The organism is Nocardioides pantholopis (assembly GCF_003710085.1).
GTDB lineage: Bacteria > Actinomycetota > Actinomycetes > Propionibacteriales > Nocardioidaceae > Nocardioides > Nocardioides pantholopis.
Window position 1 is genome coordinate 989,399 of the sequence record NZ_CP033324.1, and the last position, 22,187, is coordinate 1,011,585.

The 22,187-nt window shown below is 73.1% G+C and carries 24 protein-coding genes; 14 read left to right on the plus strand and 10 right to left on the minus strand.

What is annotated here, in order from left to right:
* Positions 1-8 precede the first annotated feature (8 nt).
* Genes EBO35_RS04655 through EBO35_RS04670 form a run of 4 tightly spaced genes read right to left on the minus strand, consistent with a single transcriptional unit; the run spans position 9 to position 4,547 of the window.
* Positions 9-938 carry an HpcH/HpaI aldolase/citrate lyase family protein gene (locus tag EBO35_RS04655; RefSeq protein WP_206422673.1) on the minus strand — a complete coding sequence of 310 codons (930 nt, stop codon included), beginning with the start codon at positions 936-938 and terminating at the stop codon, positions 9-11.
* The gene (locus tag EBO35_RS04660; RefSeq protein WP_122816684.1) at positions 935-2,182 is read right to left on the minus strand and encodes a CaiB/BaiF CoA transferase family protein; all 1,248 of its coding nucleotides are present in this window, start codon (positions 2,180-2,182) and stop codon (positions 935-937) included. Before EBO35_RS04660 ends, EBO35_RS04655 begins: the two co-directional genes overlap by 4 nt.
* Positions 2,183-2,233: 51 nt before the next feature.
* Complete coding sequence (locus EBO35_RS04665) at positions 2,234-3,160, minus strand: LysR substrate-binding domain-containing protein (RefSeq protein WP_122816685.1); 927 nt, start codon at positions 3,158-3,160, stop codon at positions 2,234-2,236.
* Positions 3,161-3,191: 31 nt separating this feature from the next.
* Positions 3,192-4,547: a GntP family permease gene (locus tag EBO35_RS04670; RefSeq protein ID WP_122816686.1), complete on the minus strand. Its 1,356-nt coding sequence runs from the start codon at positions 4,545-4,547 to the stop codon at positions 3,192-3,194.
* 287 nt (positions 4,548-4,834) lie between these two features.
* Here EBO35_RS04670 and EBO35_RS04675 point away from each other — a divergent pair, with 287 nt between their 5' ends.
* Positions 4,835-7,858: a M14 family zinc carboxypeptidase gene (locus tag EBO35_RS04675; RefSeq protein ID WP_241153958.1), complete on the plus strand. Its 3,024-nt coding sequence runs from the start codon at positions 4,835-4,837 to the stop codon at positions 7,856-7,858.
* A 70-nt stretch (positions 7,859-7,928) separates the two neighbouring features.
* A complete protein-coding gene (locus EBO35_RS04680; RefSeq protein WP_122816687.1) occupies positions 7,929-8,537 on the plus strand; it encodes a GyrI-like domain-containing protein in 609 nt (202 codons plus the stop codon).
* 83 nt (positions 8,538-8,620) lie between these two features.
* On the opposite strand, the gene EBO35_RS04685 is transcribed toward EBO35_RS04680, so the two are convergent.
* The 3 genes from EBO35_RS04685 to EBO35_RS04695 form a co-directional block, all read right to left on the minus strand.
* Entirely contained in the window at positions 8,621-9,103 is a 483-nt protein-coding gene (locus EBO35_RS04685; protein WP_122816688.1) for an OsmC family protein, read from the minus strand.
* Positions 9,100-10,107, minus strand: coding sequence for an alpha/beta fold hydrolase (locus EBO35_RS04690; RefSeq protein ID WP_122816689.1), 1,008 nt, complete (start codon positions 10,105-10,107; stop codon positions 9,100-9,102). Before EBO35_RS04690 ends, EBO35_RS04685 begins: the two co-directional genes overlap by 4 nt.
* 99 nt (positions 10,108-10,206) lie before the next feature.
* Entirely contained in the window at positions 10,207-10,626 is a 420-nt protein-coding gene (locus tag EBO35_RS04695) for a MarR family winged helix-turn-helix transcriptional regulator (RefSeq protein ID WP_241153863.1), read from the minus strand.
* A gap of 188 nt (positions 10,627-10,814) precedes the next feature.
* Between EBO35_RS04695 and EBO35_RS04700 the strand changes: the two genes are divergently transcribed.
* The 8 genes from EBO35_RS04700 to EBO35_RS19880 are packed head-to-tail and all read left to right on the plus strand — an operon-like array spanning position 10,815 to position 16,665.
* Positions 10,815-12,131: a CpaF family protein gene (locus EBO35_RS04700; protein WP_241153864.1), complete on the plus strand. Its 1,317-nt coding sequence runs from the start codon at positions 10,815-10,817 to the stop codon at positions 12,129-12,131.
* Positions 12,131-12,982, plus strand: coding sequence for a type II secretion system F family protein (locus EBO35_RS04705; protein ID WP_122816691.1), 852 nt, complete (start codon positions 12,131-12,133; stop codon positions 12,980-12,982). Before EBO35_RS04700 ends, EBO35_RS04705 begins: the two co-directional genes overlap by 1 nt.
* Positions 12,979-13,920 (plus strand): type II secretion system F family protein, encoded by a 942-nt coding sequence (locus tag EBO35_RS04710; protein WP_122816692.1) that lies wholly within the window; start codon positions 12,979-12,981, stop codon positions 13,918-13,920. Before EBO35_RS04705 ends, EBO35_RS04710 begins: the two co-directional genes overlap by 4 nt.
* 43 nt (positions 13,921-13,963) lie before the next feature.
* Positions 13,964-14,176, plus strand: coding sequence for a hypothetical protein (locus EBO35_RS04715; RefSeq protein WP_122816693.1), 213 nt, complete (start codon positions 13,964-13,966; stop codon positions 14,174-14,176).
* Entirely contained in the window at positions 14,176-14,562 is a 387-nt protein-coding gene (locus tag EBO35_RS04720; RefSeq protein ID WP_122816694.1) for a TadE/TadG family type IV pilus assembly protein, read from the plus strand. The genes EBO35_RS04715 and EBO35_RS04720 overlap by 1 nt, the downstream gene beginning before the upstream one ends.
* On the plus strand, positions 14,559-15,008 hold the full coding sequence (locus tag EBO35_RS04725; RefSeq protein ID WP_241153865.1) for a hypothetical protein: 450 nt from the start codon (positions 14,559-14,561) through the stop codon (positions 15,006-15,008). The genes EBO35_RS04720 and EBO35_RS04725 overlap by 4 nt, the downstream gene beginning before the upstream one ends.
* A complete protein-coding gene (locus EBO35_RS04730; protein ID WP_122816695.1) occupies positions 15,005-15,466 on the plus strand; it encodes a Tad domain-containing protein in 462 nt (153 codons plus the stop codon). Before EBO35_RS04725 ends, EBO35_RS04730 begins: the two co-directional genes overlap by 4 nt.
* A 38-nt stretch (positions 15,467-15,504) precedes the next feature.
* Positions 15,505-16,665, plus strand: a complete 1,161-nt coding sequence (locus EBO35_RS19880) for an ATPase, T2SS/T4P/T4SS family (protein ID WP_241153866.1) — start codon at positions 15,505-15,507, stop codon at positions 16,663-16,665.
* Between the two features lie 838 nt (positions 16,666-17,503).
* Here EBO35_RS19880 and EBO35_RS04740 read toward each other — a convergent pair.
* Positions 17,504-17,689, minus strand: coding sequence for a hypothetical protein (locus EBO35_RS04740; protein WP_122816696.1), 186 nt, complete (start codon positions 17,687-17,689; stop codon positions 17,504-17,506).
* Positions 17,690-17,904: 215 nt separating this feature from the next.
* On the opposite strand from EBO35_RS04740, the gene EBO35_RS04745 reads away from it, so the two are divergent.
* Positions 17,905-18,363, plus strand: a complete 459-nt coding sequence (locus EBO35_RS04745) for a pilus assembly protein TadG-related protein (protein WP_122816697.1) — start codon at positions 17,905-17,907, stop codon at positions 18,361-18,363.
* Positions 18,364-18,450: 87 nt separating this feature from the next.
* On the opposite strand, the gene EBO35_RS04750 is transcribed toward EBO35_RS04745, so the two are convergent.
* Entirely contained in the window at positions 18,451-18,810 is a 360-nt protein-coding gene (locus EBO35_RS04750) for a VOC family protein (protein WP_122816698.1), read from the minus strand.
* A gap of 114 nt (positions 18,811-18,924) precedes the next feature.
* Here EBO35_RS04750 and EBO35_RS04755 point away from each other — a divergent pair, with 114 nt between their 5' ends.
* From EBO35_RS04755 to EBO35_RS04765, 3 genes are read left to right on the plus strand one after another with little or no spacing between them, the layout of a single operon-like run.
* Positions 18,925-19,434 (plus strand): CAP domain-containing protein, encoded by a 510-nt coding sequence (locus EBO35_RS04755; RefSeq protein ID WP_122816699.1) that lies wholly within the window; start codon positions 18,925-18,927, stop codon positions 19,432-19,434.
* Positions 19,435-19,491: 57 nt separating this feature from the next.
* Positions 19,492-20,610 carry a peptide chain release factor 2 gene (prfB, locus tag EBO35_RS04760; protein WP_122816700.1) on the plus strand — a complete coding sequence of 373 codons (1,119 nt, stop codon included), beginning with the start codon at positions 19,492-19,494 and terminating at the stop codon, positions 20,608-20,610.
* 54 nt (positions 20,611-20,664) lie between these two features.
* On the plus strand, positions 20,665-21,501 hold the full coding sequence (locus tag EBO35_RS04765) for a DUF72 domain-containing protein (RefSeq protein ID WP_122816701.1): 837 nt from the start codon (positions 20,665-20,667) through the stop codon (positions 21,499-21,501).
* A 7-nt stretch (positions 21,502-21,508) separates the two neighbouring features.
* Here the strand turns inward: EBO35_RS04765 and EBO35_RS04770 are convergent, their stop codons facing one another.
* Entirely contained in the window at positions 21,509-22,138 is a 630-nt protein-coding gene (locus tag EBO35_RS04770; RefSeq protein ID WP_122816702.1) for a hypothetical protein, read from the minus strand.
* Positions 22,139-22,187 lie beyond the last annotated feature (49 nt).

Genomic DNA, 22,187 nt, shown 5'->3' on the forward strand with positions numbered 1-22,187 from the left:
GCCGGGCGCTACGCCCGCTCGGCCCGCGCCAGCAGCCGGCGGGCGCGGTGCGCCATCGGGGTGTCCACCATCCGGCCGTCCAGCTGCACGGCGGCGGTCCCGGCCCGCTCGGCCTCGGCCAGCGCGGCGAGCACCGCGCGGGCGTGCTCGACCTCCGCGGGGGTGGGCCCGAACGCCTCGCTGAGCACCGGGACCTGGGCGGGGTGGATGCACAGGGCGCCGACGTACCCGAACGCGCGCGAGCGCTGCGCGTCGCGCTCCAGCGCCGGCAGGTCGCGGAAGTTGGCCAGGGTGCCGAGCAGCCCGTACGGCGCCAGGCCGTGGGCGCGCGCCGCGCACAGCACCAGCCCGTGCGCCCAGCGCAGGTCGAAGTCGGGCGCGGCCGGATCGATCTCCAGCTCCGCCGAGAGGTCCTCGGTGCCGAGCATCAGCGCGACCGTCCGGGCTCCAGCGGCGGCGATGTCGGCGACCGCGAGCAGGCCGCGGGGGGTCTCCACCAGCAGCTGCACCTCGGTGCGGCCCGGCGGTACGCCGTGGTCGTCCTCGGCCCGGTCGAGCAGCGCGTCGACCTCGCCCACCCGGTCGGCAGACTCGACCTTCGGCACCAGCACGCCGTCCGCGCCGGCCGCCACGGCGGCGTCGACGTCGACCGCGAGGTCGGCGTCCGCGTTCACCCGGACCAGCACGTGCAGGCCGGCGCGGGCCGCCCGGATCGCGGCGACCGCGTCCGCGAGGCCCGCCCGGGCGGCGGGGCGGGCCGCCGGTGCCACGCTGTCCTCGAGGTCCACGATCACCGCGTCCGCCCCGGCCAGCGCGGCCTTGGCGGCCCGCTCGGGCCGGTTGGCCGGCACGAAGAGCTGGGTCCGCCGCGTCAGCGCGGCCTCGGTGCCCGCAGGGCTCGCGGGGCTCGCAGGGCCCGCCGGGCTCGCGGGGCTCACGGGGCGCCCGGGATCGGGGCGGCGGGGCCGGCCGGGCCGTCGGTGACGCCGGCGGCGCGGAGCTCGGCGAGCTCGGCGGCGTCCAGGCCCAGGTCACGGCCGAGCACCTCGTCGGTGTCGGCGCCGACGTCGGCCGGCCCGAGGCGGCCGATGCTGGTCTCCGCCTCCTGGAAGCGGGGGTAGATCCCGGTCATCGCCATCGGGCCGAGGTCGGGGTCCTCGACGGTGGCGATCGAGCCGCGGTGCACGACCTGGGGGTTGTCCAGCATCGTCGCGACCGACTCCAGCGGCCCCACCGCGCAGCCGCCGGCGGTCAGCTCGCTCAGTGCGGTCTCGCGGTCCCGCTGGGCGCACCAGTCCGAGATCAGCGTGTCCAGGGCCTCCACGTGCTCGCGCCGCTCGGCGTTCGTGGCGAAGCGCGGGTCGGCGACCAGCTCCTCGCCGCCGATCGTGCGCAGCACGTTCACGGCCATCGCCTGGGTGCTGCCGGACAGCGCGATCCACAGCCCGTCGCGGCACTGGTAGCTGCCCCGCGGCGCGGCCGGCCCGTACCGGTTGCCGGTGCGGCCGTGCTCGGTGCCGAGCTGCTGGTACTCCAGGATGTTGATCTCGACGAGCTTGAGTGCCGCCTCGTAGATCGCCAGGTCGATGACGTCACCGGTGCCGGTGGCATGGCGCCGCTGCACCGCCGCGAGCACCGAGGTGGCGCCGAGGTTCCCGGCCATGATGTCGGCGAGCGGATAGGCCGGCAGCAGCGGCGGACGGTCCTCGTAGCCGGAGACCGACGCGAGGCCGGCCAGCGCCTCGGCCAGGGTGCCGAAGCCGGGCTGCGCGGCGTACGGCCCGTCCTGGCCGTAGGCGGTCACCCGCAGCACGATCAGCCGCGGGTTGATCGCCCGCAGGTCGTCCGGGGCCAGGCCCCACCGCTCGAGGGTGCCCGGCCGGAAGTTCTCCACCACCACGTCGAACCGCTCGATCCACCGGCGCAGCAGGTCCTTGCCCTCGGGGCGGCGCAGGTCGAGCGAGACGCTCCTCTTTCCGCGGCTCAGCGCCTTCCAGTACAGGCCGTGGCCGTCCTTCTGGGCGCCGAAGCGCCGCACGTGGTCGCCGGGACCGGGCATCTCGACCTTGACGACCTCGGCGCCGTAGTCGGCGAGCAGCGTCGCCGCCAGCGGAGCCGCGATCATCGTGGACAGGTCGAGCACCCGCAGGCCGGCCAGCGGCGCCCGGGACGAGTCGTTCATGGGGGAGTGGTTCCTCTCTTCAGTGCTGCAGTGATTCAGGGGTCGGGGGCGTCAGCGGCGGACCGGGGTGATGCCGGCCCAGTCGCCACGGTCGGCCATCCGGTGGACGGCGTCGACCACGGCGTCCCGCACGGCCAGCACGGCCAGGCGGGGCTCGTAGAACTCGGGGGCCACGCAGGCCGCGACGGTGCGGCGTACGGCGGGCTCCAGCGGCCGGAAGGCCAGCGGCGGACCGGCGTACGCCGATGCGGCCGAGCGCGGCAGGACGGCGCTGGCCTCGCCGCGCTGGGCGATCCGCACCATGGCGGCCAGCGACTCGACGTCGGCCACGACGTTCGGCACCACCCCGGCAGCGGCGAAGGACCGCTCGACCAGGTCGCGCAGGTTGCTGCGCTCCCCGGGGGCGACCAGCGGCCGCCCGGCCAGGTCCCGCGGGTGCGCCGGCTCGAGCGAGGGGTCGGCCGCGGCGGCGCTGACCCAGAACAGCTCCTCCTCGTAGAGGGCTACCTCGCCGGGTCGCTCGCGGTCGTCGTCGCGGAAGAGCACCGCGAGGTCCAGGCGGCCCCGGCCGAGCAGCTCCTGGATGTAGCCGCTCATCGACTCGAACAGCTCCAGGCGGACGCCGGGGTGCCGCTCGCGCACCAGCGGGACCAGCTCGGGGACCAGGCCGGCGGCCACCGTCGCCGGCAGCCCGACCGAGACGCTGCCGCGCAGGTCGCGGGTGCCGCCCCCGAGGGACTCGCCGAGGCGGTCGACCTGACGCACGATCTGCTGGGCGCCGCGGTAGAGCTCGAGCCCGGCGGCGGTCGGCTCCACCCCGCGCGGCCCGCGCTCGAGGAGCCGGCGGCCGACCTCCTTCTCCAGCTGCGCCATCCGCTGGCTCATCGCCGGCTGGGAGACCCCGGCCCCGACCGCGGCGCGGGACAGGCTGCCGGCGTCGACGACCCGGATGAAGTCCCTCAGCGGGCCGATGTCCATGCCCGGCCTCCGGCGGCGTACCGGCGCCGCGTCATGCGGGCACCAGGAACCCCAGCACGATGATGATCGGCAGCGCGATCAGCGACGCGAGGCCGGTGACCAGCGTCAGGGCCTTGAGCGCTCCCTGGGTCGAGACGCCCAGCAGGCTCTGGAACATCCAGAAGAAGTTGCTGTTCACCTGCAGGGCGAACAGGGCGCCGGCGCCGATGGCCAGGGCGACGACGACCGGGGCCACGTCGAGCGAGCCCAGGACCGGCGTGATGATGCCGGCGGCAGCGATCGCGGCGACCGAGATCGAGCCGATCGCGAAGTGCAGCAGGGCCGCGATCAGCCAGGCCAGCAGGATCGTGAGCACCACGGGGGCGCCCGCCTCGGCCGAGAACAGGTCGCCGAGCACGTCGGCCAGGTCGGTCTCGCCGATCACCGCGCCCAGCGAGCCGCCGACGCCGGTGATCAGCAGGATCTGGCCGGTGGTGTTGAGGCCACGGCCGATCGCGTCGTCGGTCCGCTCGCGGCCCAGGCTGGTGCGGGACAGGACGTAGGCCCCGACCAGGCCGACGAAGAGCGCGAAGACCGCGTTGCCGACGAACGCGGTGACCTCGTTGTCGAAGCCGGCGGTCTCGGCGATCGCGCCGAAGGCGATCATCAGCAGCGGCACCAGGATCGGCAGCAGCGACACGGCCAGCGGCGGGGTGGAGGCGCGGGTCTCCTCCTGCTCGGCCTGCACCTGCTCCTCCTCCAGGAGCGCGGCGCTCGCGTGCTCGTCACGCTCGGGCTTCCAGAAGCCGGCGTCGAGGATCAGCTTGAAGGCGAACGTCGTGAGGACCGCGGTCAGCGGCGCCACGATCAGGCCGAAGAGCAGCATCTCGCCGAGCGGGATGTCGAGCAGACCCGCGATCGAGAGGGTCCCGAGGCCGGGGATCATGAAGACGTAGCCGACCAGGATGCCGGCGGTGAGCGAGCCGGCCAGGAGCGGCAGGCCGTTCTTGCCCAGCTGCGGCGCGGCGGACCGGGCCAGCGGCGCGGCCAGGACCAGCTGGACGTCGACGTAGATCGAGGGGAACAGCGTGGTGAGCGCCGCGCTGATCGCGTACGGCAGCCGGCGCGCGCCGAGCAGGCGCAGCAGCAGGCCGACGAGGTTCTGCAGCGCGCCGAGCGCGAAGAGCAGCGACCCGACCAGGACGCCGAAGCCGATCAGCAGCCCGACCTCGGCCATGATCTCGCCGAACCCGAGGGCGATCGCGTCCAGGGTCCCGGTCAGGCCGACACCGGCCGCGAGGCCGAGGTAGAGCGAGCCGACCACCAGCGCGATGACGGGCTCGACCTTGACCCAGATGATGAGGACCAGCACCGCGGCGATGGCGATGCAGGCGTGCAGGATGGTCATGAGGCTCCTTCTCGATCACCTGGCGGCCCCGTCGGCGGCCGTGACGAGGGTCGAGGGAACCATGCTTCGCAGGACGGCGGTAGAGCACCCCGGCCGGGGGAGGTATCAGCAATGCTGATATCTCGGCCTTGACGTGCGCGGCCCCGATGGGGTTCGGTGCGCTTAGCGAGTGTGATCCGGGTCACACTCATCGAAGCGAGAGGCTCGGCATGTCTCCTTCCTCCCTCCCTCACCGTTCCCCGCACCGACCCGCCCGCCGGTCCCGCCTCGGACTCGCCGTGACCGCGATGGCGCTCGCCGGCCTCGCGGCCGCCGGCGTCCCGGGCCAGGTCTCCGCGGCGGCCCCCGGCAGCTCCTCCTCGGCCCAGGACCCGCCGGTCCTGCAGCGCGACGCCGGTGAGACCCCCGACGTCGTCGAGGTCCGGCTCTCCGGCACCGCGGAGCTCGACCGGCTGGTCGCAACGGGCGTCGACCTCGACCACGGCGTGCGCCAGGACGCGGACGGCCTCCAGGTGCGCGCGGTCGTCACCCCGAGCGAGGTCGCGACCCTCGAGGGCCTCGGGTTCGACATCGGCAAGGTGCTCCACACCGAGCAGGACACCCAGGACGCGCTCGCCGAGCGGCGGGCGACGATCCAGGCGAACCGCGCCGAGAACCGGGCCTTCGCCGCCGACGCGACCAACCCCGACGTCTCCGACGTCCGGATCATCCGCGCGGACTACTACACGAGCTTCGGCACCCCGATGCTCTCGGTCGAGGCGAAGTGGGCCTCCGGTCAGACCGACGCCGCGCCCCTGACCGTCGAGCGCGACAGCGGGCCGGGCACCGAGCTCGGCAGTGGCGGCACCCAGACCATCGACCGGTTCGTCGACGCCGGGGTCTACCTCTACCACCGCGGCGCGAGCCCGGTGACGACCAGGCCCGACCGGGTGCGGATCACCAGCCCCAGCGGCGACGTGGCCATCGCCAAGGTCGAGGAGTGGCTGCCCGCGCCGGGCGACGACCCGTTCAAGGGGCCCGGCTACCAACAGGACTTCGTCCGCTCCTACCTCACCCCGACCGAGCTCTACGACCGGATCGGGCAGCTCGCCGCGGACTTCCCGCAGCTCGCCGAGCGCGTCACGCTGCCTCACCAGACCAACGGCTACCGGCGGCAGGCCCAGGGGCTGCTCGGGACCACCGACGCCGACCGGGTCGGCCTGGACTCGGTGGCCTGGGGGCACCAGGGCGGGAACGACGTGCGCGTGACCGTCGTACACCCCGGAACGCCCGACGCGCCGCTCACCGTGACCGTGAGCGGCTCGGAGATCACGGTCTCCTCGGCGACCGACGCCGCCGGTGCCGCGACCAGCACCGCGGCGCAGGTGGTCGCGGCCATCGACGCGAACCCGGCGGCCGCCGCCCTGGTGAACGCCTACACCTACCGCGGCTCGACCGGGACCGGCATTGTGCCGGCGGGTGCGGTGCAGCTCAGCGACGGGCTGAACGCGCCGGCCACGGTCTCCCGCGACCCGCACCCGGTCTACGCCCTGAAGCTCGGCAAGGTCCGGGACGGCTCCAAGCCGGGGGTGTTCTTCTACGCCCAGGAGCACGCCCGGGAGTGGGTGCCGCCGCTGGTCAGCATCGAGACCGCCGAGCGGCTGCTGCGCAACTACGCGACCCACGAGCCCACCCGCGAGCTGCTGGACAACCTCGAGGTCTGGATCATGCCGTCGGTCAACCCCGACGGTGGGCACTACTCCTTCTACGACTTCGCCTCCCAGCGCAAGAACCTGGTGCGCTACTGCGGCGAGGGGCAGGCCAACGACGCGAACGCCCGCACCTCGTGGGGTGTCGACGTCAACCGGAACTACGACCAGTACAGCCTCTTCGACGGGTACGCCGGAGCCTCCCCGCTCTGCACCAGCGGCACCTTCGCGGGCCCGGGCGAGCTCTCCGAGTCGGAGTCGCGCAACGTCGACTGGGTCGCCGCGCGGCCGAACATGACGTTCTCGATGAACGTGCACAGCTCGGGCAACTACTTCATGTGGTCCCCGGGTGCCTACCGCCAGGAGGGCCGGGTCACGGCACCGCGCCCGACGCTGGAGGAGGAGGAGTTCTTCTGGGGCGCCTCGTCGCGGATCCTCACCGCTATCAAGCGGCACCGGGGCATGTCGGTGACCCCGGCCCGCACCGGTCCGGTCGCGGACGTGCTCTACTCCGCGGCCGGAAACTCCGGTGACATGAACTGGTACAAGCACGGCATCTACGCCTGGAACTTCGAGGTCGGCACCCAGTTCCAGCCGCCGTTCGAGAGCCCGGACCCCAACGGCGCCTCGGCCCACGAGGAGACGATGGAGTACGCCAACGGCCTGGTGGAGATGCTCCGGGTCGCCCGGGACCTCGACACCGACCGGGTCGACCCGTTCAGCACGGTGAAGGTCACCGAGAGCTCCGAGGCCGGCAAGGTCAACGTCGAGTTCGAGACCAACGAGCCGGCGGCGGTGTTCTACACACTCGACGGCACGGTCCCGAACCTGAGCTCGACCATGTACGCCGCGGCCGGCGTGCGCGAGGGCGGCGAGCGGATCCGGGTGCCGATCGGCACCGAGATCCGCTGGATCACTGTCGACAGCGCCGGCAACGTGGAGCGGAACTTCGTCCCGGGCCGGGAGGGCAACTACCGGACCTGGATCGCCCAGGTCGGGTGGGAGCCGCCGCTCGCCGGCTCCGCGGTGACGCTGAAGCTCGACCGCAAGCGCGTCACCGCCGGCAAGGCGGGGGTGCGCGCCCAGGTGCAGGTGACCGCGACGGGCGCCGGCGACCAGCCGGTCCCGACCGGGGTCGTGGACGTGCGCGCCGACGGCGTCCGGGTCGGCTCGGCTCGGCTCGACGGGTCCGGGCGGGCGACGGTCCGGCTCGACGCGTTCAAGACAGCTGGCACCCGGCTGATCACCGCGGCGTACGGCGGTGACGCGGCGCTGGCGCCGAGCACGTCGACGCCGGTCGGGCTGCGGGTCACCAAGGCCGCGGCCACCGTCCGGGTGATCTCGGTCCGGCCGAACCCGGTCCGCACCAGCGGTCCGCCCGCGCGGACCCGGGCCCGCCTGGTCGCGGCGGTGCGCGCTTCCGGCGTACCGGTGCGCGGCCAGGTGCTGGTGCAGCAGGGCAACCGGGTGCTGGCCGCGGGGACCGTCAACCCGCGGGGCCGGATCACGTTCCGGCTGCCGCGTTTCGCCAGCCCCGGTCTGAAGGTGCTGCGGGTGGTGTTCCGCGGCAACGACAACCTCGAGGGCGACCGCGCGGTCGTGCGCCTGCGGGTGCGCCGCTGAGTCCGGCAAGGGCCGGTGACGGCGTCCGCGGACGCCGTCACCGGCCCCGCGTGCGTGCGAGAGTGGCGCGGTGAAGGTCGACCTCAAGAAGACCCTGGACGGCTACCGGGCGCGCCCGGGCGAGTTCCGGGTCCTCGATGTCCCGCCGCAGCAGTACCTGATGGTCGACGGGCACGGCGACCCGAACTCGGCGCCGGAGTACGCCGAGGCGGTCGCGGCCCTCTACCCGGTCGCCTACACGCTGAAGTTCGCCAGCAAGCGGGACCTCGGCCGGGACTACGTAGTGCCGCCGCTGGAGGCGCTGTGGTGGGCGGCGAGCATGGCGGCGTTCACGTCGGCGCGGGACAAGTCCCAGTGGGACTGGACCGTGATGCTCCTGGTGCCCGACTGGATCTCCGCGGAAATGGTCGACGGTGCGCTCGCCACCGTGGCCGAGAAGAAGCGCCCGCCCGGGCTCGACCGGGTGCGCCTGGAGACGCTCCACGAGGGGCGCTGCGTGCAGACGCTGCACATCGGGTCCTACGACGACGAGGCCAGCGTGCTCGCCGAGCTGCACGACGAGTTCCTCCCCGGCGCCGGCCTGCGGATGACCGGCCGGCACCACGAGATCTACCTCAGCGACCCGCGGAAGGTGGAGGCCTCGAGGCTGCGGACGATCCTGCGGCAGCCGGTGGAGTAGCCGCGACTGTCCGCCGAAAAACTGGTGGGGTGGTGCGGCCCCACCCGCCTTTCGGACCGACGCCGAGGCCGAGCGCGAGCCGGTCAGCTCCCGTCCCCGGCTGCGCGGATCGTGACCTCGTGGCGGATGGGGAAGTTCACCGACCGGGCGACGAAGCAGTACGAGCCCACCTGGTCGTGGAGCTCGTGGGCCCGGGTGGAGTCCTCCGCGTCGGTGATCGTGACCTCGGGGCGCAGCGTGACCGACACGAACTGACCCGCGCCGTCGGCGTGCTCGGTCATCAGGCCGGTGGCCTGGTCGGCGTACTCGACGACGGTGATCCCCGCCGAGACGGCCAGGCTGAGGTACCAGAGCATGTGGCACTGGGCGACCGACGCGAGCAGCAGCTGCTCGGGGTTCCAGCGCGCCGGGTCGCCGCGGAAGGAGACGTCGGAGGACCCGGCGATCGGGGCGACTCCCTCGACGGTGACCTCGTGGTCGCGGCTGTAGGACCCGTGGCCCTGGGTGCCGGTGCCGAGGTTGCCGGTCCAGGCGAGGGCGACGGCGTAGCGGTGGTCCCTGTTCATCGTGCGCTCCGTTCGCTGGGGCCCGGGGTCTCCCAGGCATCCTGTCGCCGGAGCCCGGAGGAGGACACCCCCATTTCCGCCAGTTGTCGCGGACTTGGCGGCATCGTGACGCGGTCCGTCGTACGCCGGGGCGATCCGGCCGGATGGACTGCCTCGGCGAACCGCCGGGTCGCGGCGAGGACCTCCCCGTCCCGCAGCACGCCGGCGTGCCCGGAGCCGTCCCGCAGCATCAGCCGCGAGCCCGGCCACCCGCGGACGAGCTCGTCGGTGTCCCGGGCCAGCGTCTGGACGTCCCCGCGGTCGTGGACGGCGAGCATCGGCGGGGGATCGCGGGGGTCGAGGCGGCCCAGCATGTCCGTGACATCGAAGTCCCGCAGCGAGCGACCCAGGGTGCGCTCGATCCGGGCTCCCAGGCGCTGGATGGTGCGCGGACCCGCGCCGACCGCTCGCCCCAGGAACTCGATCATCGGCTCGGTCCGCACCGCGGGGGAGTACAGGAGGAAGGCCCGGGCCGGGGTCCCGGACTCGTGCGCCCACATCACCGCCATCGCGCCGACGGAGTGCGCGAGGGTGAGGTGGCTGGGGCCGAACCGCTCCACGATCAGCTCGTGCGCCCGGGCCATCTCCATCACCCGGGTGCTGGCGCCGTAGCGCCCCGGCCCGGAGTCGCCGTGGCTGGGCGCGTCGTACGCCACGACGCGGTAGCCGGCGTCGACGAGCACGGGTACGACGGACGCGAACTGCTGCCACCAGCCGCCCCAGCCGTGCACGAGGTAGGCGGTCGGCGCGTCCGGGGCGCCGAAGACGTGGACGGCGAGGTCGAGCCCCTCGGGCCGCACCCGGAGGGGCTGCCCGCGCTGGTGGACGTGCCGGTTCCGGCGCGCGGGGGGCGGGGGCGTCGGGATCCGCCACCACAGCCGCTCCGCGACCCGGGCGGCCAGGTCCGGCGCGAGCCGTTCGCCGTACCCGAGGGCTCGCGCCGTCCAGGGCCGGGCGGAAAACATGGGAGCGGTGCCGCGATTCGTAGCCATCCGTAGATCGTCTACATATGTAGACGAAATGGCAACCGTGAATCGACGGCTTGGGGCGGCGGCTGCTCCGGCTCAGTCCCGGGTGAGGCTGGTGAGCAGCCGCCGGAACTGCTGCGCGTCATCGGTCGAGAGGCCGCCGAGGACCGTGTCCTCGGCCTCCGTGATCCGCTCGTGGCAGCGGCCCAGGACGGCGCGCCCGGCCTCGGTGAGCGTGACCACGTGCAGGCGGCGGTCCTGCGGGTTGGGCGTCCGGGTGATCAGGCCGCGGGCCTCGAGGGCGTCCAGGTGCCGGATGAGCCGGGTCTTGTCACGCCCCGTCGCCTCGGCCAGCTCGGCCTGCGACGCGGCGGCCCCGGCGCGCAGGGCGTAGAGCACCGCGTGGTCCCACATGCCGAGGTCGTGCTCGTCGAGCACCGCCTGCTCGGCAGCGGCCACGCGCCGCAGCAGCGTCGACAGCATCGCGCCCAGCTCGACTCCGACCTCGCCCGCCACGGCCGCAGGATATCGGCCTCCGGGCCGAGGTGGCCGGCGCCGAGCCGGGCCGCTGACGGCCGGTCGCGCCTGTCCCCAGGGGGACTTTCCCGCTCAGGAATGCCCCATCCGGCTCAGTCGTCCCACTGCTCACAGGTTGTCCACAGATTCGCTGCGGGGCCTGCCCGGCGTCCGGAGATTCCTTTACGTTGAGGCAGGACTCGACCCGGGACTGGGACCACATGACGCTGACCCGCCACCATCACGCGGCGAGCCGTGACGCGCTCGTCGACGAGCTGGCCGAGCGGGTCCGCGACGCGATCCGCCGCGAGGGGGTCGACCCGCAGCGCGAGCCGGGCGTCGTACGCCGGATCGCGACCGCGGAGGTGCGCGCCCACGACGAGCGGAGCCTGACCGGCCAGGTGGCGCCGGTGGCCGAGCCGGAGGCAGTGGTCGGGGAGCTGGTGGCCCGGATCTCGGGGTTCGGGCCGCTGCAGCCGTTCCTCGAGGACCCGGAGGTCGAGGAGATCTGGATCAACGATCCGTCCCGGGTCTTCATCGCCCGCAACGGGCGCCACGAGCTGACCAACCTGATGCTCACCGCGGCGCAGGTGACCGAGCTGGTGGAGCGGATGCTGAAGTCGAGCGGGCGGCGGGTGGACCTGAGCCGGCCGTTCGTGGACGCGATGCTGCCCGAGGGGCACCGGTTGCACGTGGTGCTGGAGGGCATCAGTCGGGGGTTCTCGGCCGTGAACATCCGCAAGTTCGTGCTCCGCGCCAGCCGGGTCACCGACCTGGTTGAGCTCGGCAGCCTCTCGGCGCGAGCCGCGGCGTTCCTGGAGGCCTCGGTGCGCGCGGGCCTGAACATCCTCGTCGCCGGCGGCACCCAGACCGGCAAGACCACGATGCTCAACTGCCTCGCCGCCGCGATCCCTGGCGGCGAGCGGGTGGTCTCCGCGGAGGAGGTCTACGAGCTGCGCTTCCCGCACCCCGACTGGGTGCCGCTGCAGACCCGGCAGGCCGGGCTGGAGGGCACCGGCGAGATCCGGCTGCGCGACCTGGTCAAGGAGAGCCTGCGGATGCGGCCCAGCCGCCTGATCGTCGGCGAGGTCCGCGCCGAGGAGTGCCTGGACCTGCTGCTGGCCCTCAACGCGGGCTTGCCCGGGATGTGCACGATCCACGCGAACAGCGCCCGCGAGGCGCTGGTCAAGGTCTGCACGCTGCCGCTGCTGGCAGGCGAGAACATCTCGGCCCGGTTCGTGGTGCCCACCGTCGCGGCGTCCCTGGACCTGGTCGTCCACCTCGGCATCGACGAGCACGGCGTACGCCGGGTCAACGAGATCGTCGGCGTCCCGGGCCGGGTGGAGAGCGACGTCATCGAGACCCAGCCGCTCTTCGAGCGCCACGGCGGGGAGCTGCGGCGTACGCCGGGGGTGCCGCCACGGGTGGAGCGGTACGAGCGGATCGGGATCGACGTGCACGGCCTGCTCAGCGACCCCGCGCCCGGACCGCGGGAGGCCGTCTGATGGGCGCCCTGGTCGGGCTCGGCGTGGGGGTCGGGCTGCTCCTGGTGTGGTCGGCGTTCGCGCTGCCCCGTCCGCCGGCGCGACCGCGGGGCGAGGGCCGCACGGCAGTGCTTCTGGCCCGGGCCGGGATGGCGGAGGTGTCCCTGCCGGGCTTCGTCGCCCTGTGCCTGGCGACCGGCGCCGTGGCGGGCGCGGTGCTCCAGGTCGTCTCCCGCACGCCGCCGGTGGCGGTGGCGTTCGGGCTGATGGGCGCCTACCTCCCGGTGGCGCTGGTCGCCGGGCGGGCGCGGCGCCGGCAGCGCGAGCTCGCCGAGGTGTGGCCCGAGGCGGTCGACAACCTGGCCTCGGCGGTGCGCGCCGGCATGTCCCTGCCCGATGCCCTGTCCGCGCTCGGCACCCGCGGCCCGGAGCCGCTGCGGCCGGCGTTCGCGGCGTTCGCGCTGGACCACCAGGTGACCGGCCGGTTCGGGGAGTCCCTGGACCGGCTCAAGGACCGGCTGGCCGACCCCGTCGGGGACCGGGTGGTCGAGGGGCTGCGGGTGGCCCGCGAGGTCGGCGGCGGCGACCTCGGCCGGCTGCTGCGCAACCTGTCGGGCTACCTGCGCGAGGAGGCCCGGACCCGCTCCGAGCTCGAGTCGCGCCAGTCCTGGACCGTCAACGGCGCCCGCCTCGCCGTCGCCGCGCCCTGGCTGGTGCTGCTGATGATGTCGTTCCAGACCGAGGTGATCCGGCGCTACTCCTCGCCGGCCGGGGTGCTGGTCCTGGCGGTCGGCGCTGTCGCCTGCGTGGCCGCCTACCGGCTGATGATGCGCCTGGGGCGGCTCCCGGTCGAGCAGCGGATCCTGTCGTGACGCTCGCGATGTGGGGAGCGGTCCTCGGCGCCGCCGCCGGCGCCGGGCTGCTCCTGGCCGGGGTTCGCGTGCTCGCGCTGCGGCGTACGCCGCTTGCCGACCGGGTGCTGCCCTACGTCCGGGACCTGCCGCCGGCCGGAGGCGCGGCCCCGCGCTTGGGCGTGGACCCGCGGCCGACCTCGGCCGTGGCCGGCGTCTTCGGGCCGGTCCTGCGCTCGGCCGCGGAGTCGGTGGAGCGGGTGCTGGGCGGCTCCGCGTCGGTACGCCGCCGGCTGGTCCGCGCCAACCTGGACCGGACCGTCCAGGAGTTCCGGGTCGAGCAGGTGGTGTGGGGGCTGGCGGCGTTCGCCCTCGCCGCGGCGTACGCCCTGCTCCGCGCGGTCACCGACCCCGGCCAGCTCGGTGCCGCGCTCGTGGTCTGCGCGATCGCGTTCGCGGTCGGGGTGCTGGCCCGCGACCAGCACCTGACCGGCCAGGTCCGGGCCCGCGAGCGGCGGATTCTGGCCGAGTTCCCCACCGTCGCCGAGCTGCTCGCGCTCGCGGTCGCGGCGGGGGAGAGCCCGGTCGCGGCGCTGGACCGCGTCGTACGCCGCAGCGGCGGCGAGCTGTCGGCCGACCTGGCGCGGGTGCTGGCCGCCGTACGCACCGGCGAGCCGGTGGCGTCCGCGTTCGAGTCGCTCGCGGCCACCACTGGGCTGCCGCTGGTGGCCAGGTTCGCCCAGGGCATCGCCGTCGCGGTGGAGCGCGGCACCCCGCTCGCCGACGTGCTGCACGCCCAGGCCGCCGACGTGCGCGAGGCGGGACGCCGCGAGCTGATCGAGGTCGCCGCCCGCAAGGAGGTCGTGATGATGGTGCCGGTGGTGTTCCTGGTGCTTCCCATCACTGTGCTCTTCGCGTTCTGGCCAGGCGTCGTCGGCCTGTCCCTGACCACCCCCTGACCCCCCGATCCACTCAGATCCGGACACCCGAACGGAGCACTCCATGGAACACCTCCTCCACTCCCTCCTCCACTCCCTCCTCCGTCTCCACGCCGCAGTCACCGGAATGCGGCACCGGCCCCGCGACGACCGCGGCGACGTGCCGGGCTGGGTCATGGTGACCGTGATGACCGCGGGTCTCGTCGCGGTGCTGACCGCGGTGGCAGGCCCGGCGCTGCAGCAGATGCTCACCAGCGCGCTGAACTCGGTGAAGTAGTGCCGCGGCGCCGCCGGGGCGAGGGCGGCGCGGCCGTCGTCGACTTCGTGCTGGTGCTGGTCATCCTGGTGCCGCTGTTCCTGGGGATCCTGCAGGTCGCGCTGGTGCTGCTGGTCCGCAACACGCTGGCCGCGGCGGCCTCCGAGGGGGCCCGGTACGCCGCCACGGCCGACCGTGGCCCAGAGGAGGGGGCCGCCCTGACCCGACGGCAGATCGACGACGCGGTCTCGGGCCGGTTCGCCGGCGACGTCACCGCCCGCCAGGAGGGCGTCGGCGGGCAGCAGGTCGTGGTCGTCACGGTGCGGGCCACGGTCCCGGCTCTGGGACTCGGCGGACCGGGGGTCGACCTGGAGGTGGCCGGCCGGGCCGTGGAGGAGCCGCCGTGATCGCGCGCCCCCGTCGGCGCGGGGAGGACGGCAGTGCCCTGGTCGAGGTGGTCTGGCTGGGGATCCTGCTGCTGGTGCCGCTGCTGTGGATCGTGCTGTCGGTCTTCGAGGTCCAGCGCGGGGCCTACGCCACGACTTCGGCGGCTCGGGCCGCCGGACGCGCCTACGCGCTGGCGCCGGATGACGCCGAGGGCCAGCGCCGGGCGCTGGCCGCGGCCCGGCAGGCGTTCGCGGACCAGGGGATCGCGGAGGTACCGCTCACGCTGCGGGTCACCTGTACGCCGTACCCCGCCGACTGCCACCAGGGGACCTCGGTGATCACGGTCAGCATCGACTCCTCGGTGCGGCTGCCGCTGCTGCCCGACGTGCTCGGCGCGGGGGAGCCGCGGTTCGCGCTGGACGCGACGCACACGGTGCCGATCGGGCAGTACCAGGAGGTCCGGTGAGGCCGCCGCGCTCGGGGGAGCGGGTACGCCGCGACGAGCGCGGCCAGGTCTCGGTGCTGATCATCGGGTTCGCGCTGGTGCTCACGATCGGGCTGGCCGTGGTGGTGGACGCGTCCGCGGCGTACCTGCAACGCTCCGGGCTCAACAGCCTCGCCGACGGCGCGGCCCTGCACGGCGCCGACCTGGGCGCCACCGGCCGCGACGTCTACACCGAGGGGCTGCCGACCGAGCGGCTGCGGCTGACCAGCGCCGAGGTGCGGTCCTCGGTGGCGGAGTACCTGCGCGCCACCGGGGCGCACGAGAAGTACCCCGGCCTCACCTTCACCGTCAGCGTCAGCGCCGACCAGCGGGTCACGGTCGAGCTCTCCGCACCCCTCGAGCTGCCCCTCCACGTCCCCGGCGGCCCGTCCACCGCGAGCATCGGCGCCACCGGCTCTGCCGTCTCCACCGTCGAGTGACCCCAACGCGGTTCAATCCCCTGACCGAGTCCGCTCTCGTGGGGGAGTTGGTCGCCCGTAACGGTTGCCACGAGCTGACCAACCTGATGCTCACCTCGGCGCAGGTGACCGAGCTGGTTGAGCGAGTGCTGAAGTCGAGCGGGCGGCGGGTCGACCTGAGCCAGCCCTTCCTGGACGCGATGCTGCCCGAGGGCCACCGGCTGCACGTGGTGCTGGAGGGCATCAGCCGTGGCTTCTCGGCGGCCAACATCCGCAAGTTCGTGCTGCGCGCCAGCCGGGCCTCCGACCTGGTCGAGCTCGGCAGCATGTCGGCGCGGGCGGCAGCCTTCCTGGAGGCGTCAGTGCGCGCCGGGCTGAACATCCTCGTCGCCGGCGGCACCCAGACCGGGAAGACCACGCCTCCTCAACTAGTCGAGGAGGCGTGTGTTTTCACCGCCGAAGATGCGGACGACAGCGGTCGCCTGCGCCAGGGTGAACTCCGGTCCGTCCCATGGCTCGGCGGAGAGCGGCGCGATGCGGGCAATATCGAGCCTGTTGGACCACCTCGCCGAGTAGTCCGTCTGGGTGGTGGCCGGGGTCGTGCGGGTACGCGAAGATGCGTTCATGGTCTGGCGCTTCTGACAGCGTCGGTTCCTAGGCCCCGTTCGGTGTTGGCGCACCGGGCGGGGCCGCCCTCGTTATCGAGGGCATGGCTGAACCACGCCGTCCGCCGCCGACGTGCGCAACCACTTCGTTGCAAGCTCGACGCCCACGTGAACGGACAGATGAGAAAGTCGCCGTCTCGTGACCCCCAGTTAGATCCGGGACCTGCTGCCCCTCCTGGTCAGTTTGGAACCGCCCGCATCAAGTACTTGGCCGCACGGGACGACGAAGGCCGGCCGGAAATGACCCAAGAACAAGCTGCGGACATCGCGCGGATTCTCGGGCCGACGGTGAGAGAGCGCCTGTGCCGGTTGGCCATCCTAGGTGGTGCGGGAGTCGCGATCAGTTGGGGGCAGGGGCTCGAGGGGCGACTCAAAAAGGGACGGATTCGTAACGATGAAGGGATACTCGCGATACCTCGGAAACGGGGGTCCGGGCTCAGGGTCAGGAAAGAACCCACCGTCATCCGGACCAATGCCCGAGAGGACCGGGGCTGCCGCTCGCGTCGAATCAAGAGCAGCCAGAGCGGCGCGGTTGACGGCTCTAGATTCGGCTGAACTCGCCGCACGGAGTTCCCTTAGGCGGGTGATAGCGTGCGCCTTGTAGGTTCGGTAGTTCAGTTCGTTTCGAATAGCGCGGCGGTAACCTGCGACCGCCGCCGGCAGTCGTTCCTCAAGGTCGAGAGCTCGGACACGCAGTTGTGCGACCTTGCGATCCAGTTCCGCAGAAGCCGAGCGCACCTCAGAGGCGAGCGAGAAGGCGTCGTCGAGCTCCCTGACCATTCCGGTAACTAACGCATACTGCTCGAACCGTAGGGAGCGCTGAATTTCAATCGCTCGTTGCGTTCGGTTTAGGAGGCGTATGAGTGTCCGATACTCCCACCAGCGCCGGGGCGACCAGGCCAAAGCGTTGGCCAGAAGACCTGGATTGCGGGAGATGGCGAGGGCGGAGATGGGCCCGAAAATGATGATTACTGCGGCGTATGTTGCCGAAATCTGCGTCACATGGGCCCAAGCGCGTCCTGGCGGACGGTCGTACAGCAGGGCGCCGAGAGCGGTTGAAGTCCCGGTCGCGAGTCCGATCGCTGCGAGTGTCCAGAAAAAGGAACTGAACACTCGAAACGCCTTGGAATATTGGAAGGCGAATGTCGAGGCGAGCGTTCGGACTTCCAGCACAAGGCCCACGCCTAGGACTGGCAACACTTGGGCAATAGCGGTCCAGTATGCCGCTTCCGACGACGTCACCTGCGGAGAGTATCCAGTGGCGCCGGGCCTCGGCGAAGGATTGCGCTCGTGACAGGATGCTTTTAGTCCAGGACCTAGGAGCGGTTGATGGCGATGTAGGCCGCTCCCGTGGCGCTGGGCTGGGCCCACGAGCACGTCTTGGCGAACGGATCTAGCTGGTCTCCACACCCCTGGTGTTCACCAGCAGCCCCAGCAACCCGGTGATCCCGGCCGGCGCAATCGCGCCGAGCTCGGAGGGCACGGAGGCACCGCGGATGGCGAGGATCCCGACGAGCACGAGGGCCACGAGGGTCGCGGTGCCGACGAAGCCGATGACGAGGCGAGTAGGGACGTTCACGGGTCTCTCCGTTCGTTGAGGTGGGTGGTGAGCCGGTCCTCGATGTCGTCGACCTGCCGGGCCAGGACCCCGTAGCCGACGGTCAGGCCGTGGAGGTCGTCCTTCATCGAGGACCCGTGGTTGTGGGTGCTGCCGGACGTGCTGGGCGCCGGGGAGCCGCGCTTCGCGCTCGACGCGACCCACACGGTGCCGATCGGCCAGTACCAGGAGGTCCGATGAGGCCGGCCCGACCCGCGTCGCGGGCGCCGCACGAGCGCGGCCAGGTCTCGGTGCTGATCATCGGGTTCGCGCTGGTGCTCGCGATCGGCGTCGCCGTGGTGGTGGACGCCTCCGCGGCGTACCTGCAGCGCTCCGGGCTCGACAGCCTCGCCGACGGCGCCGCGCTGCACGGCGCCGACCTCGGCGCCACCGGCCGCGACGTCTACACCGAGGGCGTGCCGGCCGAGCGGCTGCGGCTGACCAGCGCCCAGGTGCACGCCTCGGTGGCGGCCTACCTGCGCTCGACCGGCGCGCACCAGAAGTACCCGGGCCTGACCTTCACCGTCGGCGTCAGCGCCGACCAGGGCGTCACCGTCGAGCTGTCCGCACCCCTCGACCTGCCGCTCCGGGTCCCCGGCGGCCCCGACACCGCGAGCATCGGCGCCACCGGCTCGGCCGTCTCCACCGTCGAGTGAGCGCAGACCCCGCAGGAGAGGTCGGGCCTGCGGACGCCCCTGCAGACAGGCCGGGCGGGGCAGGCCCGGGAGGGGAGGGGAGGGGCCTCAGTCCACGCACAGACAGAACGGGTGCCCCGCCGGGTCGAGGAAGACCCGGAAGGTCTCGCCCGGCTGGTGCTCGTGACGGGTGGCGCCGAGGGCCAGGACGGCCTGCTCGGCGGCGTCGAGGTCCTCGACGACCACGTCGAGGTGGACCTGCTGGGGGACGTCCTGGCTGGGCCAGGCCGGGGCCCGGTAGTCCTCCACCTGCTGGAAGGAGATGCACTGCTGGCCGTCCTCGGAGCGGAGGTCGACCCAGTCCGGCTCGGGCTGGGCCGACCAGCCGAGCAGCTCGCCGTAGAACCCGGCGAGCGCCATGGGATCGGGGCAGTCGATGACGAAGCTCGGGAAGCGTGCGATGGCCATGCCGGCACGGTAGACCCGCGCAGTGGCCTGCGTCACGGGTCGCTTACGACCCGGGGGACCGCCCCGCATACCGTGGCCCGGTCCTTCCCCCCCCGGAACCGGAGGATCTCTCGGATGACCCCCTTCGCCAGGCTGATGACCGCGCTCCTGACCCTTGCCCTCCCGCTGACAGTCCTCGCCGGTACGCCGAGCGCCGCCGCGCCCCACGAGCCCAACGAGCCTGCCGCGACCGCGCCCGGCGACTCCCGGGCCGCGCCCAATGCCTACGAGAAGCAGACCCACCGCGCCACCAACAAGCAGCGCGCCAAGCGCGGGCTGGTCAAGGTGCGTCGCGACGGCTGCCTGCAGCGGTTCGCCGACCGGCACGCCCGGCGGATGGCCCGCCAGCAGCGGATCTACCACCAGGACCTCGGCCCGATCCTGAGCCGCTGCGGTCTCCGGGCTGTCGGCGAGAACGTCGCGATGGGCTATCCCACCGGCCGCGCGGTCGTGAACCAGGGCTGGATGAGGTCGCCGGGACACCGGGCGAACATCCTGCGCGGGGAGTACCGGATCCAGGCGATCGGGTCGCACCGCGGCGCCGACGGTGCCCGGTACGCCTCGCAGGTCCTGGCCCGCCGCTGAGCCCGCTCCGCGGCGCCCTTTCGACAGGCCTGTACGACCGCCGTAACCTTGTTCCTTGTGGCGGGCCCTGACTACGACGTAGAGATCAAGCAGCTCCAAGCGACCATGCGCACCATCGAGCAGGTGCTGGACGTGGACGCGATGCGCGTGGAGATCGCCGACCTCGCGGAGCAGGTGGCCGCGCCGGACCTGTGGGACGACCAGGCCAACGCCACCCGGGTGACCGGGCGGCTCTCGGACCTCCAGGGTCAGGTGGACCGGTTCACCGAGCTCTCCACCCGGATCGAGGACCTCGGCCTGATGGTCGAGCTCGGCCAGGAGGAGGGCGACGCGGAGACCCTCGCCGACGCCGAGCGCGAGCTCGGCAAGATCAAGAAGGCCGTCGAGGGCCTCGAGGTCCGCACCCTGCTCTCCGGTGAGTACGACGCGCGCGAGGCGCTGGTGACCATCCGCGCCGGCGCCGGGGGCGTGGACGCCGCCGACTTCGCCGAGATGCTGATGCGGATGTACACGCGCTGGGCCGAGCAGCACAAGTACCCCGTGGAGGTCTTCGACACCTCCTACGCCGAGGAGGCGGGCCTGAAGTCCGCCACCTTCGCGATCCACGCGCCGTACGCCTACGGCCACCTCAGCGTCGAGGCCGGCACCCACCGGCTGGTCCGGATCAGCCCCTTCGACAACCAGGGCCGCCGCCAGACGTCGTTCGCCGCCGTCGAGGTCGTCCCGGTGCTCGAGCAGACCGACGAGATCGACGTGCCCGACGAGGAGATCCGCGTCGACGTCTACCGCTCCGGCGGCCCCGGCGGTCAGTCGGTCAACACCACCGACTCCGCGGTCCGGCTGACCCACATCCCCACCGGCACCGTCGTCTCCTGCCAGAACGAGAAGAGCCAGCTGCAGAACAAGGCCAGCGCCATGGTGGTGCTCAAGGCCAAGCTGCTGGCCCGCAAGAAGGCCGAGGAGAAGGCGCACCTCGACGACCTCAAGGGCGACGTGCAGGCCAGCTGGGGCGACCAGATGCGCAACTACGTGCTGAACCCCTACCAGGTCGTCAAGGACCTGCGCACCGGCTACGAGGTCGGCAACCCGAGCTCGGTCTTCGACGGCGACCTGGACGGGTTCCTCGAGGCCGGCATCCGCTGGCGCCGCGGCGCCGAGAAGGCCGAGCAGAACTAGCGCCGGTCCCGGGCGGGGCGTTTCCCCGCACCCGGGCCGGGCTACTGCCTGCCCATGGGTGAGATCCGGGTCGGCATCTCCGGCTGGACCTACGCCGGGTGGCGCGGCGACTTCTACCCCGCCGGGCTGGTGCAGCGCCGCGAGCTCGAGTACGCCGCCGGGCGGCTGGGCAGCATCGAGATCAACGGCTCCTTCTACTCCCTCCAGCGCCCCACGTCGTACGCCCGCTGGCGCGCGGAGACCCCCGACGACTTCGTCTTCGCGGTCAAGGGCGGCCGGTTCGTCACCCACATGCTGCGGCTGCGCAACGTCGAGACCGCGCTGGCGAACTTCTTCGCCAGCGGCGTGCTGGCGCTCGGGCCCAAGCTGGGGCCGGTGCTCTGGCAGCTGCCGGAGAACCTCGCCTTCGACGCCGCGGTGCTCGCCGACTTCCTGGCCCGGCTGCCGCGGACCCACGACCAGGTCGCCGAGCTGGCCACCCGCCACGACGGCAAACTCGCCCAGGACCGGGCGCTGACCACTGTCGAGCCGGGGCTGGGGGACCGGCGGGTACGGCACGCGCTGGAGTTCCGCAGCGAGTCGTTCTGCACCGAGGAGGCCTTCGACCTGCTGCGCGCCCACGACGTGGGCTGCGTGGTCGCCGACACCGCCGGGCGGTTCCCGAAGGCCGAGGTCGTCACCAGCGACCTGGTCTACGTGCGCCTGCACGGCGACACCGAGCTCTACACCAGCGGCTACTCCCGCGCCGCGCTGGAGGAGTGGGCCGCCAAGTGCCGTGACTGGGCGCGCTCGGGCGACGTGGTCGTCTACTTCGACAACGACGCCAAGGGCTTCGCCCCGCACGACGCCGAGGCGCTCCAGGAGCTGCTCGCCGACCGCCGGGTCGCCTAGCTCCCGCCTAGTCCGCGGCGGCGGCGCTGGCGACGGCGACGCACCACCGGCCGGCCCGGTCCTCCAGGTCGGCGACCGCGACCGGGTCGGCGGTGGGCGGCTCGCCGAGGCTGCAGACCAGCCACGCGTCGCCGAACAGGCCGCGGAAGGAGACCACCGACTGCGCCTCGCTGGTGCAGACCAGGGCGCTCGACTCCGCGCCGTACGCCGGGGCGCCCGCGACCGGCGTGCAGCCCCGCGCCCGGGCGGCGCTGCGGCTCAGCTGCGCCGCGCGCTTCGCGGTGACCGGGGGAGCGAAGACCCAGGCGGTGGCGGTGCGGGCGTTCGGACCGGTCCAGGAGCAGCCGTACTCGTGGACGATGTCGTCGACGCCGGGCGGCCCCTGGTCGCCCGGGGTCCAGGACAGCTCGTCGACCGGGTCGCCGCCGACCGCCTCGACCACCCGGTCCGGATCCACCCGGTCGCAGAAGCCGTCTCGGCGTACTGCCAGGCCGGTGGTGTCGAACTCGGCCAGCGGGATGCTCGGGACCGCGACCGGGCCCTCGTCCTCGCCGGGGTCGACCAGAACGGCGACGCCGACGGCGACCGCCACGACCGTCACCGCGGACGCGGCGAGGAGCAGACGCAGCGTGGGCATGAGCACAAGATACGGAGCGCGTCCGCGCGCTCTCAGGCGCCTCGCGTAC